This window comes from Mesobacillus maritimus (assembly GCF_044803185.1).
Classification (GTDB): domain Bacteria; phylum Bacillota; class Bacilli; order Bacillales; family Cytobacillaceae; genus Mesobacillus_B; species Mesobacillus_B maritimus_B.
Genome location: NZ_CP085225.1, coordinates 3637535 through 3654574 on the forward strand (window position 1 = coordinate 3637535; position 17040 = coordinate 3654574).

General features: G+C 37.3%; 23 protein-coding genes. 5 read left to right on the plus strand and 18 right to left on the minus strand.

The features are described from left to right. Positions 1-69: 69 nt before the first annotated feature. The 4 genes from LG336_RS17545 to LG336_RS17560 form a co-directional block, all read right to left on the minus strand. The gene (locus tag LG336_RS17545; RefSeq protein ID WP_404328773.1) at positions 70-807 is read right to left on the minus strand and encodes a class I SAM-dependent methyltransferase; all 738 of its coding nucleotides are present in this window, start codon (positions 805-807) and stop codon (positions 70-72) included. Positions 808-871: 64 nt separating this feature from the next. Beyond that, positions 872-1651, minus strand: coding sequence for an alpha/beta hydrolase (locus LG336_RS17550; protein ID WP_404328774.1), 780 nt, complete (start codon positions 1649-1651; stop codon positions 872-874). Between the two features lie 209 nt (positions 1652-1860). Further along, positions 1861-2160: a hypothetical protein gene (locus tag LG336_RS17555; RefSeq protein WP_404328775.1), complete on the minus strand. Its 300-nt coding sequence runs from the start codon at positions 2158-2160 to the stop codon at positions 1861-1863. A gap of 198 nt (positions 2161-2358) precedes the next feature. Then, positions 2359-2643, minus strand: coding sequence for a DUF1292 domain-containing protein (locus tag LG336_RS17560; RefSeq protein WP_404328777.1), 285 nt, complete (start codon positions 2641-2643; stop codon positions 2359-2361). A 139-nt stretch (positions 2644-2782) separates the two neighbouring features. Here LG336_RS17560 and LG336_RS17565 point away from each other — a divergent pair, with 139 nt between their 5' ends. After that, a complete protein-coding gene (locus tag LG336_RS17565) occupies positions 2783-3082 on the plus strand; it encodes a hypothetical protein (RefSeq protein ID WP_404328778.1) in 300 nt (99 codons plus the stop codon). 112 nt (positions 3083-3194) lie between these two features. Here the strand turns inward: LG336_RS17565 and LG336_RS17570 are convergent, their stop codons facing one another. Genes LG336_RS17570 through LG336_RS17580 form a run of 3 tightly spaced genes read right to left on the minus strand, consistent with a single transcriptional unit; the run spans position 3195 to position 4904 of the window. Then, the gene (locus LG336_RS17570) at positions 3195-3692 is read right to left on the minus strand and encodes a GNAT family N-acetyltransferase (protein WP_404328779.1); all 498 of its coding nucleotides are present in this window, start codon (positions 3690-3692) and stop codon (positions 3195-3197) included. Positions 3693-3728: 36 nt separating this feature from the next. Next, positions 3729-4139: a GNAT family N-acetyltransferase gene (locus LG336_RS17575; RefSeq protein ID WP_404328780.1), complete on the minus strand. Its 411-nt coding sequence runs from the start codon at positions 4137-4139 to the stop codon at positions 3729-3731. A 60-nt stretch (positions 4140-4199) separates the two neighbouring features. Then, a complete protein-coding gene (locus LG336_RS17580) occupies positions 4200-4904 on the minus strand; it encodes a hypothetical protein (protein ID WP_404328782.1) in 705 nt (234 codons plus the stop codon). An 87-nt stretch (positions 4905-4991) separates the two neighbouring features. Here LG336_RS17580 and LG336_RS17585 point away from each other — a divergent pair, with 87 nt between their 5' ends. Next, positions 4992-5393, plus strand: a complete 402-nt coding sequence (locus LG336_RS17585; protein WP_404328783.1) for a VOC family protein — start codon at positions 4992-4994, stop codon at positions 5391-5393. Between the two features lie 350 nt (positions 5394-5743). Here LG336_RS17585 and LG336_RS17590 read toward each other — a convergent pair whose 3' ends face one another. The 3 genes from LG336_RS17590 to LG336_RS17600 all read right to left on the minus strand — a co-directional run bounded on the left by LG336_RS17590 (position 5744) and on the right by LG336_RS17600 (position 9519). Beyond that, positions 5744-6520: a 3-hydroxybutyrate dehydrogenase gene (locus tag LG336_RS17590; RefSeq protein ID WP_404328784.1), complete on the minus strand. Its 777-nt coding sequence runs from the start codon at positions 6518-6520 to the stop codon at positions 5744-5746. Positions 6521-6541: 21 nt separating this feature from the next. Then, positions 6542-7861, minus strand: coding sequence for a GntP family permease (locus LG336_RS17595; RefSeq protein WP_404328785.1), 1320 nt, complete (start codon positions 7859-7861; stop codon positions 6542-6544). Positions 7862-8139: 278 nt separating this feature from the next. Next, on the minus strand, positions 8140-9519 hold the full coding sequence (locus LG336_RS17600) for a sigma-54 interaction domain-containing protein (protein WP_404328786.1): 1380 nt from the start codon (positions 9517-9519) through the stop codon (positions 8140-8142). A gap of 232 nt (positions 9520-9751) precedes the next feature. Here LG336_RS17600 and LG336_RS17605 point away from each other — a divergent pair, with 232 nt between their 5' ends. Both LG336_RS17605 and LG336_RS17610 read left to right on the plus strand, forming a co-directional pair. Next, positions 9752-9898, plus strand: a complete 147-nt coding sequence (locus LG336_RS17605) for a hypothetical protein (RefSeq protein ID WP_404328787.1) — start codon at positions 9752-9754, stop codon at positions 9896-9898. Between the two features lie 149 nt (positions 9899-10047). After that, positions 10048-10683 carry an FMN-dependent NADH-azoreductase gene (locus tag LG336_RS17610; RefSeq protein WP_404328788.1) on the plus strand — a complete coding sequence of 212 codons (636 nt, stop codon included), beginning with the start codon at positions 10048-10050 and terminating at the stop codon, positions 10681-10683. Positions 10684-10757: 74 nt separating this feature from the next. Here LG336_RS17610 and LG336_RS17615 read toward each other — a convergent pair whose 3' ends face one another. Next, the gene (locus LG336_RS17615; protein ID WP_404328789.1) at positions 10758-11732 is read right to left on the minus strand and encodes a glycerophosphodiester phosphodiesterase family protein; all 975 of its coding nucleotides are present in this window, start codon (positions 11730-11732) and stop codon (positions 10758-10760) included. Positions 11733-11751: 19 nt separating this feature from the next. Beyond that, the gene (locus LG336_RS17620) at positions 11752-13164 is read right to left on the minus strand and encodes a PLP-dependent aminotransferase family protein (RefSeq protein ID WP_404328790.1); all 1413 of its coding nucleotides are present in this window, start codon (positions 13162-13164) and stop codon (positions 11752-11754) included. A 112-nt stretch (positions 13165-13276) separates the two neighbouring features. Between LG336_RS17620 and LG336_RS17625 the strand changes: the two genes are divergently transcribed. Beyond that, positions 13277-13705, plus strand: coding sequence for a GNAT family N-acetyltransferase (locus LG336_RS17625; RefSeq protein ID WP_404328791.1), 429 nt, complete (start codon positions 13277-13279; stop codon positions 13703-13705). Between the two features lie 75 nt (positions 13706-13780). On the opposite strand, the gene LG336_RS17630 is transcribed toward LG336_RS17625, so the two are convergent. The 6 genes from LG336_RS17630 to LG336_RS17655 all read right to left on the minus strand — a co-directional run bounded on the left by LG336_RS17630 (position 13781) and on the right by LG336_RS17655 (position 16837). Beyond that, positions 13781-14281, minus strand: coding sequence for a DUF3231 family protein (locus tag LG336_RS17630; protein WP_404328792.1), 501 nt, complete (start codon positions 14279-14281; stop codon positions 13781-13783). 155 nt (positions 14282-14436) lie between these two features. After that, positions 14437-14802: a DUF3231 family protein gene (locus LG336_RS17635; protein ID WP_404328793.1), complete on the minus strand. Its 366-nt coding sequence runs from the start codon at positions 14800-14802 to the stop codon at positions 14437-14439. A gap of 381 nt (positions 14803-15183) precedes the next feature. Next, positions 15184-15636, minus strand: a complete 453-nt coding sequence (locus LG336_RS17640; RefSeq protein ID WP_404328794.1) for a GNAT family N-acetyltransferase — start codon at positions 15634-15636, stop codon at positions 15184-15186. A 2-nt stretch (positions 15637-15638) separates the two neighbouring features. Then, positions 15639-16268 (minus strand): NUDIX domain-containing protein, encoded by a 630-nt coding sequence (locus LG336_RS17645; RefSeq protein ID WP_404328795.1) that lies wholly within the window; start codon positions 16266-16268, stop codon positions 15639-15641. Positions 16269-16333: 65 nt separating this feature from the next. Next, positions 16334-16579, minus strand: a complete 246-nt coding sequence (locus tag LG336_RS17650; RefSeq protein ID WP_404328796.1) for a hypothetical protein — start codon at positions 16577-16579, stop codon at positions 16334-16336. A 42-nt stretch (positions 16580-16621) separates the two neighbouring features. Beyond that, positions 16622-16837, minus strand: a complete 216-nt coding sequence (locus LG336_RS17655; RefSeq protein ID WP_404328797.1) for a hypothetical protein — start codon at positions 16835-16837, stop codon at positions 16622-16624. Positions 16838-17040: the final 203 nt, after the last annotated feature.

The window sequence follows — 17040 nt, forward strand, 5'->3', positions numbered from 1 at the left end:
GTACTTATTATTGAAAAATACTTCATTCTTTTCAAAATAAAATTGACGAAGAAGTTATCACTCGCCTATTCATCTTAGTTTTGCTTTGAAGACAATAAATGAAGGCCTTCTCTTTTCATTGATGATTTTTGGCATTTGTTGAATTCCAACAGGAATGGATTGGGGTTCTATGATTTTTTCAATGGTAAATCCAGCTTCTATCAAGCCATTTATTAGGGTTGAAACTGATCGATGATATTTTATTACCCCATTAATATACCACTGTTGCTCCCTTTTCCCTTCCTCATGATAGTCATCCAATGCCCAATGCAACCTGTTTCCGTCATCATCCTTAACCCAATTGTTCATTTCCTTTCGAGCCGTAACAATTGGATGCTCCATTGAAAAGATAAATTCACCTTTATTATGTAATAATGCATATACTTTCTTTAATAAGGCTGGGTAATCTTCAATATAATGAATCGCCAACGAACTGATAATCAAATCGTATTTCTCATTCGGTAAATCCAAATCTTCTATCGGCATGCACAAATATTTGATGTTTTCGTGCATATTTTCTACCTGAGCTTGCTCAATCATTTTGCTTGAGATATCAACACCAACGACGTTTGTGGCAACATTATCAATACAATACTTTGCAAACCTACCATCTCCACACCCCAAATCTAAAACAGACTTCCCTTTAAGACTTGAGATTAGCGATTTAATCGCAGGTTGTTCGACAAAGTCATTGTAGGTTACACCGCTATTGCGTAACGAAGAATATTTCTCAAAAAAGGTCGGATTATCATAAATATTTTGTTTCAAAAAGGTCCACCGCTTTCTATTCACTTTTTATAGACCACGAGGTTTACATGTTCTTTCTTAATTTTCATTGGCCAATTTCTTTACCAAACAAATACTCGATAATTCCTGGAAACCGCTCTCCCCAAGCCTTGCCAGTATGCACTCCATTCTCGATTACAGTAAATTTCAGGTTAGAAACTTTATCTTTTAGTAAACTGTACACCCATTTATTGCACTGCAGATAAGCCTCACTACTCATTCTTCCTGTATCCTCATTCGTTCCGATATCAACATACATTTTTTCAATGAACTGAAGGTCACTTAATTCAATACATTGTTTTAATTTTTCTTCATTAAACCAAAAGGCAGAAGACATACAAGCAATTTTTGTAAAAACACTCGGATATTTGCATGCCGCAAAAAGGGTAATCAAGCCGCCCATCGAACTTCCCGCCATCGCCGTATCCTCTTTTTTCGTTCGATACTTTTCGTCAATCATCGGTTTTAGTTCATTTACTATGTAATCGACATAGAGTTCCCCTTGCCCACCAACAGTGCCTTTTACTCCATCGATTCTTTCCCTGATAAAATCATTCTCCCATGGTCCGTATTCTTCTATACGGAACAGGCCACCAGAACAATCAATCCCAACTACAATGACTTCATATCCACTACTATCGAGAGAATCTCCTATTTTCCAACTGCCACCACGTTTTGTATCTTCATCTCTAAAAAGATATTGACCATCATGCATATACAATACAGGATACCGCTGTTGGCTACTGTCGTAATTAGCTGGTAAATACACACGGATTGTTCGTTCTCTGTTGAAAGGGGTTAGGTTAACCTTAAAAGAATCCAACATAAGTCACTCCTCCTCCAAATGAGTCAAGCGAATAGGTAAAACCAATTATAAGAAAGAATTGAAATAAATTGTAGATATTTTTTAAAAAAATTTGGAAATTCCAAGAGAAAACGGTAAAATTCATTCTTGTTACAAGACAAAAATAAAAAGCACCAAAAAAGGTGCTTTAAGATGAAAAGGTCATATCCTTCAAAACTAACTGTGCAACCCTATAGCTTCCAAGAAGGAAAGTCATTGTCTTTTCGCTTCTCATATTCCTTCATCCTTGAATAGGATTTTCCTAGTTCACTAACGATAAATCCTTGGGGGCTTTTTGTTATGATTTCTCCATTCAGCTCCTCTAAATGAACCTTTGTATACATATTGGCTACCGCAGCTAGACTTGCAATCGCATCCATTAATTCGGGGTTATCATTATTATAAGTATGTGCAATGGAGTAAATATAATCTAATCTACTTCGAATATGTTTAAGAGTTTCTTGCTCAAACGGTTCCTGTGCCATTTTCATAAGATTTCCCCCCTCATACTTAAGCTTATGTACGGAAAATAGAAAAGGAACCATTTTAAAAATAAAAATATATTATCCAAAATATTGTTCTCTCGATAAAACATTTTCCTACAATTAAAAAAGGATGAAATCTTTGCGACTTCATCCCTAACATTAATTGATTTACAGAAATTAATGGAACCAATTTTATGATATTTTTTAGTTTGGATCTGCTGCTTCTTCTTCATCCATCATTTCATCAAACATCGAGGAAACCTTATCAAACTCATCATCGCTTTCTATTGCAGCGAAATCTCCCTCTTCATCCACTTTTAAAAAGAAGACATCAATATCCTCATCATTCTCTTCCTTTAAATCTTCAGCAAAGCTGACGGCGACGTATTCAGTATTTTCAAGCGTCATAGTAGCCAATACCTCAACTTCTTGCTCCTCATTGTTTTCATCACTAATAGTGAAAACTTCACCAATTTCTATTTTACTCATTATAATGCCTCCTCCCTTTTAGGAACTTCTACCTAATCATTATCTTCCGTTAAATAAAAATTTAAACATCTATCATTCTTTTTTCATTCGGCGATGAACCTAGTATAATCTAGGTAGACTAATTTGAAGGAGATTTCACATGAACAAAAAAGAATTGGAAGAAAAGATCGTCGAGAACTACCAAGGGGAAGAGAAAATGATGATTCTTGTTTTTGCACAGTGGTGTGTGAATCACGATCTCGCCCCCGAAGAACTATATCTACGAGCTTATCCTCACCAAGCAGCCAACCAAGCCTTGAGAGAAGCCCTCGAACTAACAGTTCCTAAAGAAGAAGCTGGCGAAGTCTCTGACCAAACCTTACTGGGAGTACTATCCCTATTTGGAAACGACGATCTCGCTTTTGTCGTAACAGAGGAAATTAACAAGAAGAAGAAATAGAGGTAAACTCTTTCCTTTTTTCGCCATTATATAATGAAAATTAGATTTCTTATCGACAACACAGCGGTGATTTTTCACCGCTTTTTGATTCCTCGATGTGTTGGTTAGATGGCTATAATAGCTTAGACATATAGTATTCATCTACGTAGGTTCCATCAATGCAAAGAGAGTTTCTTTTTGTCCCCTCTATTTCAAACCCCATATTTTGATATAAACGAATCCCCGCTACATTTAGAGTCACAACTGTTAATTCTAGGCGGTGGATTTGTTGCTCTTTCGCCCACTCCTCTAGGCATTCAAAAAGTTTGCTTCCTACTCCCTGTCCTCTATACTCAGCTTTAATCCCAATTACAAGATAAACTGTATGTCTATTTCTTCTGGCCTGTCCACCCATACTGATAAGATAACCAATTAATTCACTGTTTTCCTCAGCAACTAATATAGATGAATTTCCTTCTTGCTTCATCATTTCTATTCGTTTTTCCTGCTGTTCAACCGTTAACTTCCTTTCTCCAGATTCAAACAATAGAAATTCAGATTCACTTTCAACTTGGTTGATTAGCATCACTAAAAGCTCAGCATCTTCTCTTTTTATCTCTCTAATTATCAATGAAAAACCTCCTCGATCATATTAAGTCCAGCAAAATCATCCTACCTTATACTCACACCTGAACCTCTTAACACCGGGATACTTTTCTCCTAAATTTATTACCTCAAATCCATATTTCCGATAAAACTCTTCGGCATCACAATCAGTTTCAGCAGATATTAAACTCAAACCGTGTTTTTCACAAACAAACTTAACCATCTTACTCCCTATACTTTGACCTCTTAGCTTAGGCAAAACGGCAATATGTTTTATTTCATCATGTTGTGATGTAATGATTCGAACAACCACAAAACCAACGATTTCATCATTAAGAAGGTACTCATACAACTTACGATTGCTAGAATCTATATATCGAGCTAATTCATAATCAACTTTCTCCATAGTAGTTGCATAGGAAAGAAGTTCTCTAATTGTTGGATGAACAACCCCCGATGTTATTTCTCTCATACAAACCTCCTTTTAAATTGATAAAGTTAAACATTTAAACGAATGGGTGTATAAATAATCCTAATTTGGTTTGGTTAAATATCCCTTCATTTCTGTGGGTAAAATTGAAGTATCCCACGGGTACCAGTAAAATGTTTCTCCATCATATTGCATGCCATATTTATAGGCGATTGGCTCACCTGTATAAAAGACCATTTCATAATAAGTTGGATCACCTTTTTCAGTACTGGGCTGAAAGGTAGAATCCACTTCACTGCTTTCTAGAAGCGTAAGAAAACTCTTAACCTCTTCAAGGTTTGATACCTCTGAACTTCGTTTGATTCCTTCTGATGTATAAGCTTCATAGATTTCAATTCTATTTACCTTTTCCAATGGCATATCTTGAAAATGCCAACTGTATTTTGTTTTTTCAGTTGGATAATAGACTTGAAATCCGTTAATAGCAGACGGCGACTTAACAGCGATCATGTCGTCCATGCCTTTTACTCTATAGAGTTCAGTTCCTTTCTCATGGAAAGCCGCATCCCCATTTTTAATTTTATAATTTGAATTGGTGACATTGTCCGCAACCATGAATTGAATTTCACCAATTTTTTCTCCAATATCACTCTCACCAGCTATGACCGCTGTATGGATCCCGTTATATTCAATTCCATCCCATTTAATAAAATCTACCCAATCAATGACAACATTCCCATCAAAAGGCGTTGACTTGCACCCTGAAATAAATAATAAAATACTTAAAACGACTAGACACTTTTTCATTTCTTACTACCTCCTAATAGGATTTCTTTCCTTTTCAGTGTAAAATAAAAATAGCAGGAACAATTTACCAAAGGGGAGGAAAGATGAATGTCTCATTTTATTTCACATGTCGCTACACTTGAAATACCCGTTACCAATTTAGAGAAATCGATTGAATTTTATATTGATATTCTTGGTGTTCAGCTTGAATTTAAAGGCGAAAAAAATGCGATGCTTACATTTAAGGCAAAAGGAGTTCCCACCTTCTACTTAGTTCAAACGGAAGAAGCTCAAGGTACTTCTTTTACAAATACGAATAATGGAATTATACATAGCATAATTGATTTCTATACTCCCAAGTTAGAAGAATTCTATTATTGGTTAAAGGAGAAAAACATTCATGTTGGAACACTAAATATCCATCCCGAGAATGGGTTAGGAGGATTTGGCTTTAAGGATCCTGATGGCAATTTATTAAGTGCAACGAACGTACTGCATTCAGGTCAATGACCAATTCAGCTACCGATTTGGTGACCTTGGTTTATCCTCACTTAAACTTGTTCAACACAAGAGGCCATACTTCCTTCGTTGGAGTATGGCCTCTTACTAAACAAGGAATACTTAACTAGGATGGGGGGGCCATTTGTAGCGGTACTCGAATATACACCCATAGTTTACAATAACCATATTATGTATATGTATTTTCTTTTTTGTGCCCTTTTTACTATTTATTTTACACGCTCTAATCATAGCGTATAAAGGTTCAACCTTATTTTTTCTTCAAATTAAAAGAGGTGCATGACCGCACCTCTTATGAGTATCCTAATTAACTCTCTTAGTTTCTTCTATCTATCTATAAATTACTGAGCAGTATATCCTCCATCAATCACACACGCTTGACCAGTAATTCCTTTTGCGTGATTCCCCGCTAAAAACAACACATACTGAGCCACTTCATCCACGTCTAATAATCTTTTTTGTGGAACAAGTGGATACAAGACATGCTCAAGAACTCTTTCTAATGGCACATTTCTTGTCTTAGCTAAATCGGCCATCTGATTTCTGACAAGCGGTGTGTCAACATACCCCGGACAAACAGCATTCACGGTGATTCCATACTCTGCGCCCTCAAGAGCAGCAACCTTTGTTAAGCCAATCACACCATGCTTTGCACTGTTATAAGCCGCCTTTCCCGCAAAACCGACCAATCCATTAATGGATGCCATATTAATTATGCGACCGTATTTCTGCTTTTTCATAATCGGAAAGACATGTTTGATGGCCGTAAAAGGTGCCGTCAGCATGATGGACAGCAGCAGCTCATATTTTTCTTTCGGAAAATCCTCAATTGCTGCAACATGCTGCAGACCAGCATTGTTAACGAGAACATCGAGCCTGCCATATTGCTCAACTGTTTTATCTAAAGCTTGCTTTAACTGAGCCTCATTCGTCACATCACACTTCATCCCAATTACTTTCATTCCCTTATTTCTTAGGGAATCGGCCGTTTCTTCAACCCCATCTTCATCTAGATCGCTTAACACGACAACGTTTCCGTTTTTTGCAAATGCTTTTCCAATTTCATAGCCAATTCCCCTTGCAGCTCCTGTGATAAAAACGACCTTATGCTCAACCACGTTTAACCATCCTTCCGAATTTTAGATCCCTAACCCTAATGAAAACAAAACAATCGCAAGCGCCAAGCCAATTAACGGAATGATAACCGTTAAGGCACAGACTGCACCATATGCATCTTGGTGAGATTCTCCACAAATCGAGCGAATGGTCGTCACGACATAGCCATTATGCGGCAAAGAATCAAGCGCTCCTGAAGAAATGGCCACCGTTCTATGCAAAGCTTCTGTGTTGACCCCCATGTCAATATAATGTGGTGCTAATAGTGGCAGTGCAATCGCCTGCCCACCAGAGGCCGAACCTGTCATTCCTGCAATCACACTTACAGCAATCGCGCCACCAATGAGTGGACTTCCAGGGATATTTGTCATCGCGTCAACTGCAGTTTGAAAAGCCGGAACGACTTTGGCCACCCCACCAAATCCAACAACAGCGGCAGTGTTCCCAATTGCAACAAGTGCACCCATTGTCCCATCAGAAACAGCATTCCAGAAAGATTTAAAATAACTCCTGTTCAATAAATAGGTAGAAATGACTCCACCTAAAAGGGCAAGGATTAAGGCAGATTGCATCAAGGAATCATGAAAAACAAATGAAATAATAAGGACAACAAGCAATGGGACTAAGCCTGTAACCGGATGAGGCAGCTTTTTACTTTCAACAACTGGGTCATTTTCTCGTGCCGCAAAGGTTTCTCCCTTCGCGATTGCTTTTTTTATCATACGTTTTAGCCACCAGTATCCAAACACCGCCATAAAGACAGCGATAATTAAACTTACTTCCCAGCCAGCATATGGAGTCGTTCCAAGAAATTCAATTGGAATCCAGTTCTGAATTTCTGGAGATCCAGCAGAGGTCATCGTGAAGGTGACCGATCCAAGAGCAAGGGCCGCAGGAATAAATCGACGAGGCAAGTTCGCTTGTTTAAATAAACTCAATGCCATCGGGTAAACAGAGAAAGCCACGACGAATAAACTAACTCCACCATAAGTCAAAATGGCACAAGCCGCGACCACTGCAAGTACAGCATGCTTCATCCCTAGTTTTTCAACGACCCATTTTGATACACTATCTGCAGCTCCACTGTCCTCCATCACCTTGCCAAAAATGCTACCAAGCAAGAACATTAAATACCAGGATGTCACAAAGCCTGAAAATCCCCCCATATAATTGGTGATTAAATTAGCCTCTCCTGCGCCGACTTGTTGTGGGAACAACGGCAGACCGCTTAACACCGCCACAAATAATGCACATAACGGACCGGCTACTAGCAAATTCATTCCTTTCATAGTTAAATAGATTAAAAGAACTAATCCCCCAATAAGACCTATCATGCTTAGCATGGTATTTCCCCCTTTACCTTAAGTCAAACGACCGTTTTACACTTAAGCAGCAAACGCTTTCGTACACCTCCTTGTCTACCCATTTGTACATACTTTTTATATGCAAATACTGTGCCAAACTGAAAAAGGGCTTAAATTGTCGTCGAATGTTCTCTATTCATTTTCTTACATCCAGAATTCTGGAATATAAGGTTCCTTCTTATCCAATAACCTTTATACGAAAGCATAAACTAAAATTCCAGAACTCTGGACTGTATTCCAGAATTCTGGAACTTCCGTCAATCCTCAGTTCCAAGCGCGAATTTTTTTATTTTCTCGTACATACTTGATTTGCTAATTCCCAGTGCCTTAGCGGCTTCAATTCTATCTTGGTGAAACTGCTCTAATGTCCTCTTAATAATTCTTTTTTCTGTCTCCTCAAGGATTTCTTTTAATGAAAGCTGTCCGATTAATACTTGTGGGTCGCCTTTTAATGATTCAGGCAAGGAAGAAATCGTGATTTTGTCAGCTTCTGTTAGGTGGACGGCCGCCTCAATGACATTTTCCAATTCGCGTAAATTCCCAGGCCAATTATGCTGGGCAAAAACCTTTCTCACTTCTTCATTTATCTTTGTAATTCGTTTTCCTGTCCGCTTAGAGATTTTTTCAAGAAAAAAGTCTGTTAAATGCTTAATGTCTTCTTGCCGTTCCCGTAGTGCAGGAACTTTCAGTGTCATCACATTGATTCGATAAAATAAGTCCTCACGGAACCTCTTTTCTTCAATCATTTTTTCCAACGGGCGATTCGTTGCCGCAATAACCCGTACATTCACAGGAATTGGTTTTACAGATCCTACAGGCTCTACTTCTTTTTCTTGTAAAACTCTGAGGAGCTTTACCTGCATATTGAGTGGCATGTCACCAATCTCATCTAGAAAAATTGAGCCACCATGTGCTAACAAAAACTTCCCTTTTTTTCCGCCTTTTTTTGCTCCGGTAAATGCCCCTTCTTCATACCCAAATAATTCCGATTCCAACAGATGCTCCGGAATAGCACCACAATTCACTTTGATAAACGGTTGATGACTTCTTGGACTTAACTGATGAATACTATGTGCAAAAAGTTCTTTTCCAGTTCCACTTTCTCCCCTAATTAAAACCGAAATATCACCAGATGCTATATTTTTCACTTTTTCCTTCAGCTCAATAATTGGTTGGGAGACTGTTTTAATGTCTTGTAGAGTATATTTAGCACCATTATTATCTACCAAATCCTGTAGATATGTCTGTAGTTTGGGCATCAAGCTTTTTATATGAGAGCTCATTTTATTCCACTCTTTCGTATCACGGAAAATAACCGTACCTAACGCCCCAATGATCTCCCCCTCTGAAAAAATGGGAATTCGATTGGCTATCATGTAATTCCCCTTTATGTATTGCAGCTCTGCGATTTCCTCCTTTCCTGATTGTGCGACAATATGCATGCGCGAGTTCTCGATTACTTCGGTAACATGCTGACCAATCGCATCATCTGGGTTAATCTCTAAAAACTGACAATAGTTTTTATTTATATAGACAATATTGCCATCCGTGTTGACGACAACAATCCATTCATAGGCACTATCAATAATCGTCTCTAAAATGTCATTCTTATATTGAACATCTAAATTGTTTAGCACCCTCTCACCTTCTTTCTACTATCTTTCTAACATTCTATGAGAGTAGAAAGCTTTTAATAGACAAATTAGGAAATTACTAATTATACAAACGTTTTAGGTTCTAAAGGGAAATGGAGGTTGCCCCAAAACTCTTTTTTTAAAAATATCCCTAAATTCAAAAAATATCTGTCAAAAGACCTAAATAATTAGTAAAATAATGAATATGCTACTATTGATGGAGGTGAAAATACCTATGGAGAACAAACCAGTACATTTTGATGGAAGCCTTCAAAACATTGGCGCCTCTCAAACGGGAGCAAATGTAGAACCCTTTGTTTTAACCGATGAAATTAGGAAAAGTCTTAGTGGAAACCCTTACACGATTGAAAAAACAGAATAATACATAAAAAAGGAATGTAATTCTTTTACATTCCTTTTTTATGTACTTCTTCTTAGCAAAATTTTTGAGTAAAGTGAACCCTTTCAAAGTATAGAGATGATTTAACTGCACAAACTATCCTCGTTAATTAAAAAGAGAGGACGTGCAACATGGCAAAAGTATTGTATATCACAGCTCATCCACATGATGACACCATGTCCTACAGTATGGCAGTAGGTAAAGCATTTATTGACACCTACAAAGAAAAAAACCCTAAAGATGAAATCGTTACTGTCGACCTATATAAGGAAGATATCCCTCAAATTGATGTTGATGTTTTTAGCGGTTGGGGAAAACTTCGTACTGGTCAGGGGTTTGAGGAATTATCATCCGAAGAGAAAGCAAAAGTAGGTCGGTTATCCGAACTAAGTGAACAATTTGTCTCCGCGGACAAATATGTTTTCGTCACCCCGTTGTGGAACTTTTCGTTCCCCCCTGTCATGAAGGCCTATATTGATTCTGTTGCAGTTGCGGGGAAAACCTTCAAATATACGGAACAAGGTCCAGTCGGTTTGTTGGGTGATAAAAAGGCTCTACATATTCAAGCACGTGGAGGAATTTATTCAGAAGGTCCAGCAGCCCAAATGGAAATGGGGCACCGTTATTTGAATATTATGATGCAATTCTTTGGCGTTCCGTCTTTTGAAGGATTATTTGTTGAGGGGCACAATGCAATGCCTGATAAAGCAGAAGAAATTAAAGAAAATGCCATTGCTCGAGCTAAAGATTTAGCCAATACATTCTAAAAATAATTGGAGCCAACAATAGTTTGGCTCCTATTCCTGCTCTATTTGCGGTAATCTATACTGCTTCTTAGAAGTCAATTTTTATTTAGAGGCGCAATTTTATCAATTCGATTTGTCCATATTTCCCCACTAAAAGGAGAAGGCAGTCGCTCTAGATCTTTCTTCTCATCAAACCCTTCCGACCAGCCCCCATCACCGGCAACAATGACAATCTTTGTATTAACCGCTTCCATCCTCTTCAAGAATTTATCTGGCCAGCCCCAAATAAACGGAGCATATTTTTCCGGAAGATGGATTTGCGTGTTCTCACACTGTGTTGGCATATATCCTGTCCATCCTAAGCTTAGATAAGAAATCATACAACTTTTCATTGTATTCATCGACATTACCCGAAGTTCTGGCATTTTTTCTTGCAATATTTCAACTGGTTCATTGTCTCCATATACGGTGATTAATTTCACTTGTTCACTTGATAATTCTTCTAGATACCTAACTAAGAGTTCTCCGTCCCCACTCTCACTGCTTTTAATATGAATTAAAAGTTCCTTTTCTGGAAACTGTGATAATATTTCCGTGATGGACGGCATCAATCCGACCCCTCTCCCACGAAAAGGAAAAGTCTGACCATTATCAGCCGTATACCCATAGCCCACATCCAACTGTTTTAATTCGTCCATCGTGTAATCAGAGGGAGAACCTTTCCCATTGGTTCGGCAAGCAAGTTCAAAATCATGAAAAACCGCAAATTGATCATCCTTTGTACGTTTAATATCAAATTCTACCCGATTCGCGCCCGCATCAAAAGCCGCTTTAATAGATTGGAGTGTATTCTCAATATAAGGATGTTCTGGTTCAAAGATACGTTCAGCTGTACAAGTATCCCACTCAATACCTTCCATACTAAATGTTTGCGCCATTCCCCGATGAGCAAGTAAAGTAGGTTGGGTTTCTGGACTTTTCACAAATAATGGACTATTGTTAAGGTAAATAAAAAGAATCAACAGTAAAAGAATCCATCCTATAACCTTTAACGTTTTTTTTACGTACATCTTTTCCTCCTCGTTCTATTCATAAGGCACCGAACCATGCATCGCCAAGCAGTTGAATTCCTTTTTCAATTTCAGCTTCGGATACGCCACCAAAGCCTAACAAAATCATTTGATTTAGGCTGGAGTCTCCATTCTCATAATAAACAGAAGTAGGGTAAACCTTAACGCCAAATTTTGCTGCTTGTTCGATGAGCTCTGTTTCAGAAGAAGTATTTTTTACTTTCAATAAAATATGTAACCCTGAATCATCGCCCACTACCTCTACATGGTCTCCTAAATATTTTTTAATAGAGTGGATAAGTACTTGTTGTTTCTTACGATAAACGGTCCTCATTTTATTCAAATGCCTCTCCCAATGTCCGTTTTTCATAAATTGCTCAAGCGTATGTTGGTGTAAACGGGAAATAGTTTGCTTGTATATGGAAAAATGTTGGTTATACTTTTCTAGTAAGGGCATCGGTAGAACCATGAAACTAATTCGAATGGATGGGATTAAAGATTTAGAAAAAGTCCCAAAATAAACGACCCGTCCATTTGTATCTAAACCTTGAAGGGAGGGTATTGGCTTTCCCTTATACCTAAATTCCCCATCATAATCGTCTTCAATAATATATCCTTCCCGTTCTTTTGCCCATTGTAACAATTCCATCCTACGATTAATTGGCATTACCATTCCCATTGGGAATTGGTGCGAAGGTGTCACATAAGTTACCTCTGCCTCGCTTTCATATAACAGTTTGATGTTTATTCCATTTTGATCTAGGGGAATTTGTTTTAACATAACTCCTTGATCCTTAAATGCCTCCCGCGTCCGATGAAACCCTGGCTCTTCCATTGAAAAGACCAGCTCTCGCCCGATGATCAACGTTAGCAAGCAGATTAAATATTGTGTCCCTGCTCCTACAATGATTTGCTCAGGCGAACACCTTACTCCCCTTGATTGATATAAATAGTCTGCCAACTCTTCTCTTAGCGAACCTTCTCCTTGACGGTCGCCATTTAAAAACAATGCACTTTCCTCATGATAGAGGCTTTGAACACTCAACTTTCTCCAAATCGATATGGGAAATGCATCTAAGTCGATTTTCCCATGACTAAAATCAATATGGAAAGAATCAGAAGGCTTACTAACCACCATTCTTTCATCATTAAATACCTCTTTAACATTTGTGAACAAATCATTATTTATCTCTCTTACATAGATTCCCTTCCTAGGTATACTCTCAACGTATCCTTCAGCCAGCAATTGCTCGTACGCCGTTTCAACGGTCGTTTGACTGATTTCTAAATGGAGCGCAAGTTTTCGTTTAGATGGCAATTTAACCCCCGGCTCAATCTTTCCCACGTGTATTTCTTTTTTTATAGATTGATAGAGTTGAAGGTATAATGGGTCCCCCCTGTCATGGTCCAATACAATTGTCATTTCCATCATAAAGTTTTTCCTCCCTTAGAAAACTGGCATGGATAAATTCATTATAACTGACCCTTTTGAGAATACCAGAATTTCCTTATAATTCGAAATATAAAAAAGAAGGGATGATAAAATGATGAATACTTCTGGGGAGCAAGCGAAGCAACAAATTATCTACAAGTTAAATGAACAAATTACCCCTAAGGAATTATCAACTGTGTTTAAGAATTCAGGGATTAGGAGGCCAATTGATGATTTGCCGCGCCTGAAGCGAATGATTGAGAATGGTGATCTCCTCATTACCGCTCGGGTTCACGACAAACTTGTCGGCGTAGCCCGAGCCATTACCGACTTTAGTTATTGCTGCTATTTATCAGACCTAGCCGTCGACCAACAATATCAAAAACAGGGTATAGGAAAGGAGTTAATCCGTCTAGTACAAGAACAAATTACCGATGAAGTCACGTTATTGCTACTGTCATCTCCAGTTGCAATGGAATACTATCCACGAGTTGGCTTTGAAAAGGTTGAAAACGGATATCGTATTTTAAGGAAAAAATAGGATGAAAAAGAAATGGCTTCTACGTAATTGAAGGCCATTTCTTCTTTTTACAATTTTTAATTACTTTGAGGTTAACTATTCACGGTCAATTGCCGTAGGAGGTTGTTCCATCCAACCGTTTTCAATCAATATATTTCCCCCATCTTCGACAAATAAGGCAAAGTCTGAAAGAGATTTTAGATACATGGTCCCAATATCTCTCCGCCCATTTACTGCCATCGAATTTCCCATGTTTCGTATCTTAATGGAAAATATATCCACTTTATGAAACAGCATAAGCTTATCTGAAAAAGGTGAATCTGTGGAAGGCGTAACTAAATGATCAATTAGTGAGGGAGATGGCAAATTGTCTTGATGGAGCTTCTCTTCAAAGTTTATGACTGCCCTATCGGTAATTTGCTTACCTCTTTCCATAAACTCTCTAATTTTATCCTTACCAGCAACCTGACTAAAAGCAATCAATAGTGCTTTACTAGTGATGTTGTTTTCCATATTATCATATAGATGAGTTACCTCTAGCGCATGTAAAGAGCGTACATCACCGATAAACCCATTCAAAAACTTTTGTTTTTTCACAAAATCCACTTTTTTGGGAATAGGAAGTTCAGGCGGTTTAATGATATAACCTTTCCCCATTAATACGTTGTTAATCTGCCCTATTAATCTTGTTGTGCATGTATTACAATGTATAAAAAATTGCCGAATATCATCTCTCATCACCAGAGGAATCGCTACGAATAAATACTCATTCCAGCCTTGGCAGTATATTTTAAATAATGAACGTAAAATTCATCCTCAAATAACCGTGGTGCATCCAAATTTACATCCTTTTCTGTAAACCCGATAGGAATAGGAAAGTTTTCTTTTGTAAAGATGTCTTCGACGGTTCCCATAAAATTCACAATAAGACGCAAGCCATTTTCCAGTAATACTTTAATATCCTCATCCTTCACGTTATTTAGAAAATATTGTAAAATGCCTTTTGTCATACTGTTTCCTACATATGTCACCCAAAGTTTTCCCATTTCTACGGACGTCAATGGTTGTTCAGGACTTAGCTTTTCCACCTTAATGTTAATCGGTTTAATTAGGTCCATTTCTAATCCCCTTAACGTTTTAGGGTTATTTTCCATTACAGATACCAAAAATATACATTAACGCTTCTATTTGGTGGAACTTAATACAAGGAATAAGGACGGTTTCCCTAAGCCAAATTATTCTTTAGCAAAGGCTCTTTTCTCAAACTTTGTTGTTTTTGGATACAAAATAGGATAGATGAAGCTTCACGCAATATAGCTATTTATTCTTGAGAAAAGAGCTTGCAAACTTACTATAACGTACGTAATCCTTTACCTTGCGTTAAAATCTGCTTTTGGATTTTAACAACAATCTTTACGAAAACAGCCTTAGCAAAAATGATTTTCAAAAAGAAAAGCGACCTTCTAATTTGAAGGATCGCCCGTTTATAAATTATATAGCTATAAACATTTTAAAGAATAAATAACTTCACCCTCGATCATTTTCCCTGTATTCTCAAAACCAAAAGAATCGTAGAGATTCATAGCTTTCAGATTATCTGCAATAAAACAGATAAGTATCTCTTTACAATCATATTGAATCTGCATCTCTCTAACAATAAGCTGTAATGCTCCTTTCCCAAAACCTTGCCCTTGGAAGTGATAATCAACCATCAACCGACAAATTTCATATCCTTTAAGTTCCCTCGAATATCCATACATAGTGAATCCAATTAAAGTTTCATCATTACATATTGCCTTAGTGATCCAATCTTTTGTTACACTGGCCTGAGCAATTGAGAGACAATTGGAGGCAATATATTGTTCAAAAATCTTATTTCTTTGGTCCTCTCCACTAGAAAGTCGTATCACATCTAACCAATTATCTTGGTTGATTTCCTTTAACTTCAGCAAATTTATCCCCCTAAAAGAACTTCTTTAATCGTCTTATTTATTTCTTGGTAAAACGAAGGTTGATGCGGAACAAACCGTTCTTTTCCAACATATTCATTCAACAAAATTCGTTTTCCCTCACCGTCTATTCTAAACCCACTAACTTTTATATTTTCTTTTTTGCCTAACCAAAGCGCCATGAACTCATTGAATTCTGCTTTCACTATTCCGGCAACTTCTTCTAGTTGGAGATTGAAATCCTCAAGGTTTTTAGTTGTTTTATATAAAAAGACGTTAGCAATTTCTTTATCTATAAAGTTCTCTCTAACAACACTGTAATCAAAAATGCCTAATGGAATTAACTCCTCAAACTTCAAATCAATTCCTATTTCTTCTTTAATCTCTCTAACTCCATCACGCACCGTTTCGTCTGCAAGTAGATGTCCTGCAGCGGTTATATCAAACATTCCGGGGTAATCTTTCTTTGTTTCACTACGAAGCTGTAAATAAATATAATTTGTTCCTACTTCTTTGCTAATAAGCCAACAATGAAAAACCACATGCCAATATCCAAATTTATGTACGTCTTCACGGCTTGCAGTCCCAATCGGATTTCTGTCTTCATCAAAAATTCTTAAACGTTCAGACTCCATGCTAACCTCTCCTTAGACAAATTGATCCTAATTAAAGTAGGTGGTTTTTTGACTTTTATGTAGAATTATTCTCCTTTTAACCTCTTAACCATTCTCGTTATGAGATAAGCCAATACAGCCAAAATAACAGTAGCAACAACCGGAACTACTGGGCTCCCCCCAAATACAACTTCATTTGATAAATAAGCACTTGAATTCCATGTTTCTGGGAGGTCTGGTTTATATGTAACGGTTAGAATCCACCCAGAGACAAATTGAATGATAAAATAGAATGCAAGAATACTTGTAAATATTATTAAGTACTTTTTCACCTTTCTCCCCTTCTTCTTTCATATAAACTTTTTGTAAGAGATTCATATAGTGCAACCAGTCCAAATCCGGTCATCTTTCTTATAAGTAAACCTTATACGGTACCAACCGATACTGTTTTCATATAAATCTAATGTATTATAGATAAGCCAATCATGAGGCAACTCCACCGGCTCATATTTCAAATCGGAACGATCTGTTACTTCTAAACTACTTTTGGCAAATTCCCAGCCATCATTAAAAAGCGCTTTCATATTCATGTTGGGATACTCACTTTCTTTAGAAATTTTAATAAATGATGGTATTAACTATCACAGATACGAACCAGTCTTTTCTCTTATCGTAGCTAAGTTTTTCTTAATAAAATGGTATTTTAAATTATTCACATATTATATCACTATTGTCCAAGATTACGATACACAAGAAAATACGGAATAGCCTGTTGGATTTTTGACCTCAATGA

Excerpts from the sequence above, each read along its gene's own strand:
- LG336_RS17595 (WP_404328785.1), bottom strand. The coding sequence starts at position 7,861 with ATGCTAAGCATGATAGGTCTTATTGGGGGATTAGTTCTTTTAATCTAT.
- LG336_RS17580 (WP_404328782.1), bottom strand. The coding sequence starts at position 4,904 with ATGAAAAAGTGTCTAGTCGTTTTAAGTATTTTATTATTTATTTCAGGG.
- LG336_RS17655 (WP_404328797.1), bottom strand. The coding sequence starts at position 16,837 with ATGAATATGAAAGCGCTTTTTAATGATGGCTGGGAATTTGCCAAAAGT.
- LG336_RS17605 (WP_404328787.1), top strand. The coding sequence starts at position 9,752 with ATGGAGAACAAACCAGTACATTTTGATGGAAGCCTTCAAAACATTGGC.
- LG336_RS17635 (WP_404328793.1), bottom strand. The coding sequence starts at position 14,802 with ATGGACCTAATTAAACCGATTAACATTAAGGTGGAAAAGCTAAGTCCT.
- LG336_RS17550 (WP_404328774.1), bottom strand. The coding sequence starts at position 1,651 with ATGTTGGATTCTTTTAAGGTTAACCTAACCCCTTTCAACAGAGAACGA.
- LG336_RS17560 (WP_404328777.1), bottom strand. The coding sequence starts at position 2,643 with ATGAGTAAAATAGAAATTGGTGAAGTTTTCACTATTAGTGATGAAAAC.
- LG336_RS17645 (WP_404328795.1), bottom strand. The coding sequence starts at position 16,268 with ATGGAGTCTGAACGTTTAAGAATTTTTGATGAAGACAGAAATCCGATT.
- LG336_RS17585 (WP_404328783.1), top strand. The coding sequence starts at position 4,992 with ATGTCTCATTTTATTTCACATGTCGCTACACTTGAAATACCCGTTACC.
- LG336_RS17575 (WP_404328780.1), bottom strand. The coding sequence starts at position 4,139 with ATGAGAGAAATAACATCGGGGGTTGTTCATCCAACAATTAGAGAACTT.
- LG336_RS17565 (WP_404328778.1), top strand. The coding sequence starts at position 2,783 with ATGAACAAAAAAGAATTGGAAGAAAAGATCGTCGAGAACTACCAAGGG.
- LG336_RS17610 (WP_404328788.1), top strand. The coding sequence starts at position 10,048 with ATGGCAAAAGTATTGTATATCACAGCTCATCCACATGATGACACCATG.
- LG336_RS17615 (WP_404328789.1), bottom strand. The coding sequence starts at position 11,732 with ATGTACGTAAAAAAAACGTTAAAGGTTATAGGATGGATTCTTTTACTG.
- LG336_RS17620 (WP_404328790.1), bottom strand. The coding sequence starts at position 13,164 with ATGATGGAAATGACAATTGTATTGGACCATGACAGGGGGGACCCATTA.
- LG336_RS17555 (WP_404328775.1), bottom strand. The coding sequence starts at position 2,160 with ATGAAAATGGCACAGGAACCGTTTGAGCAAGAAACTCTTAAACATATT.
- LG336_RS17625 (WP_404328791.1), top strand. The coding sequence starts at position 13,277 with ATGATGAATACTTCTGGGGAGCAAGCGAAGCAACAAATTATCTACAAG.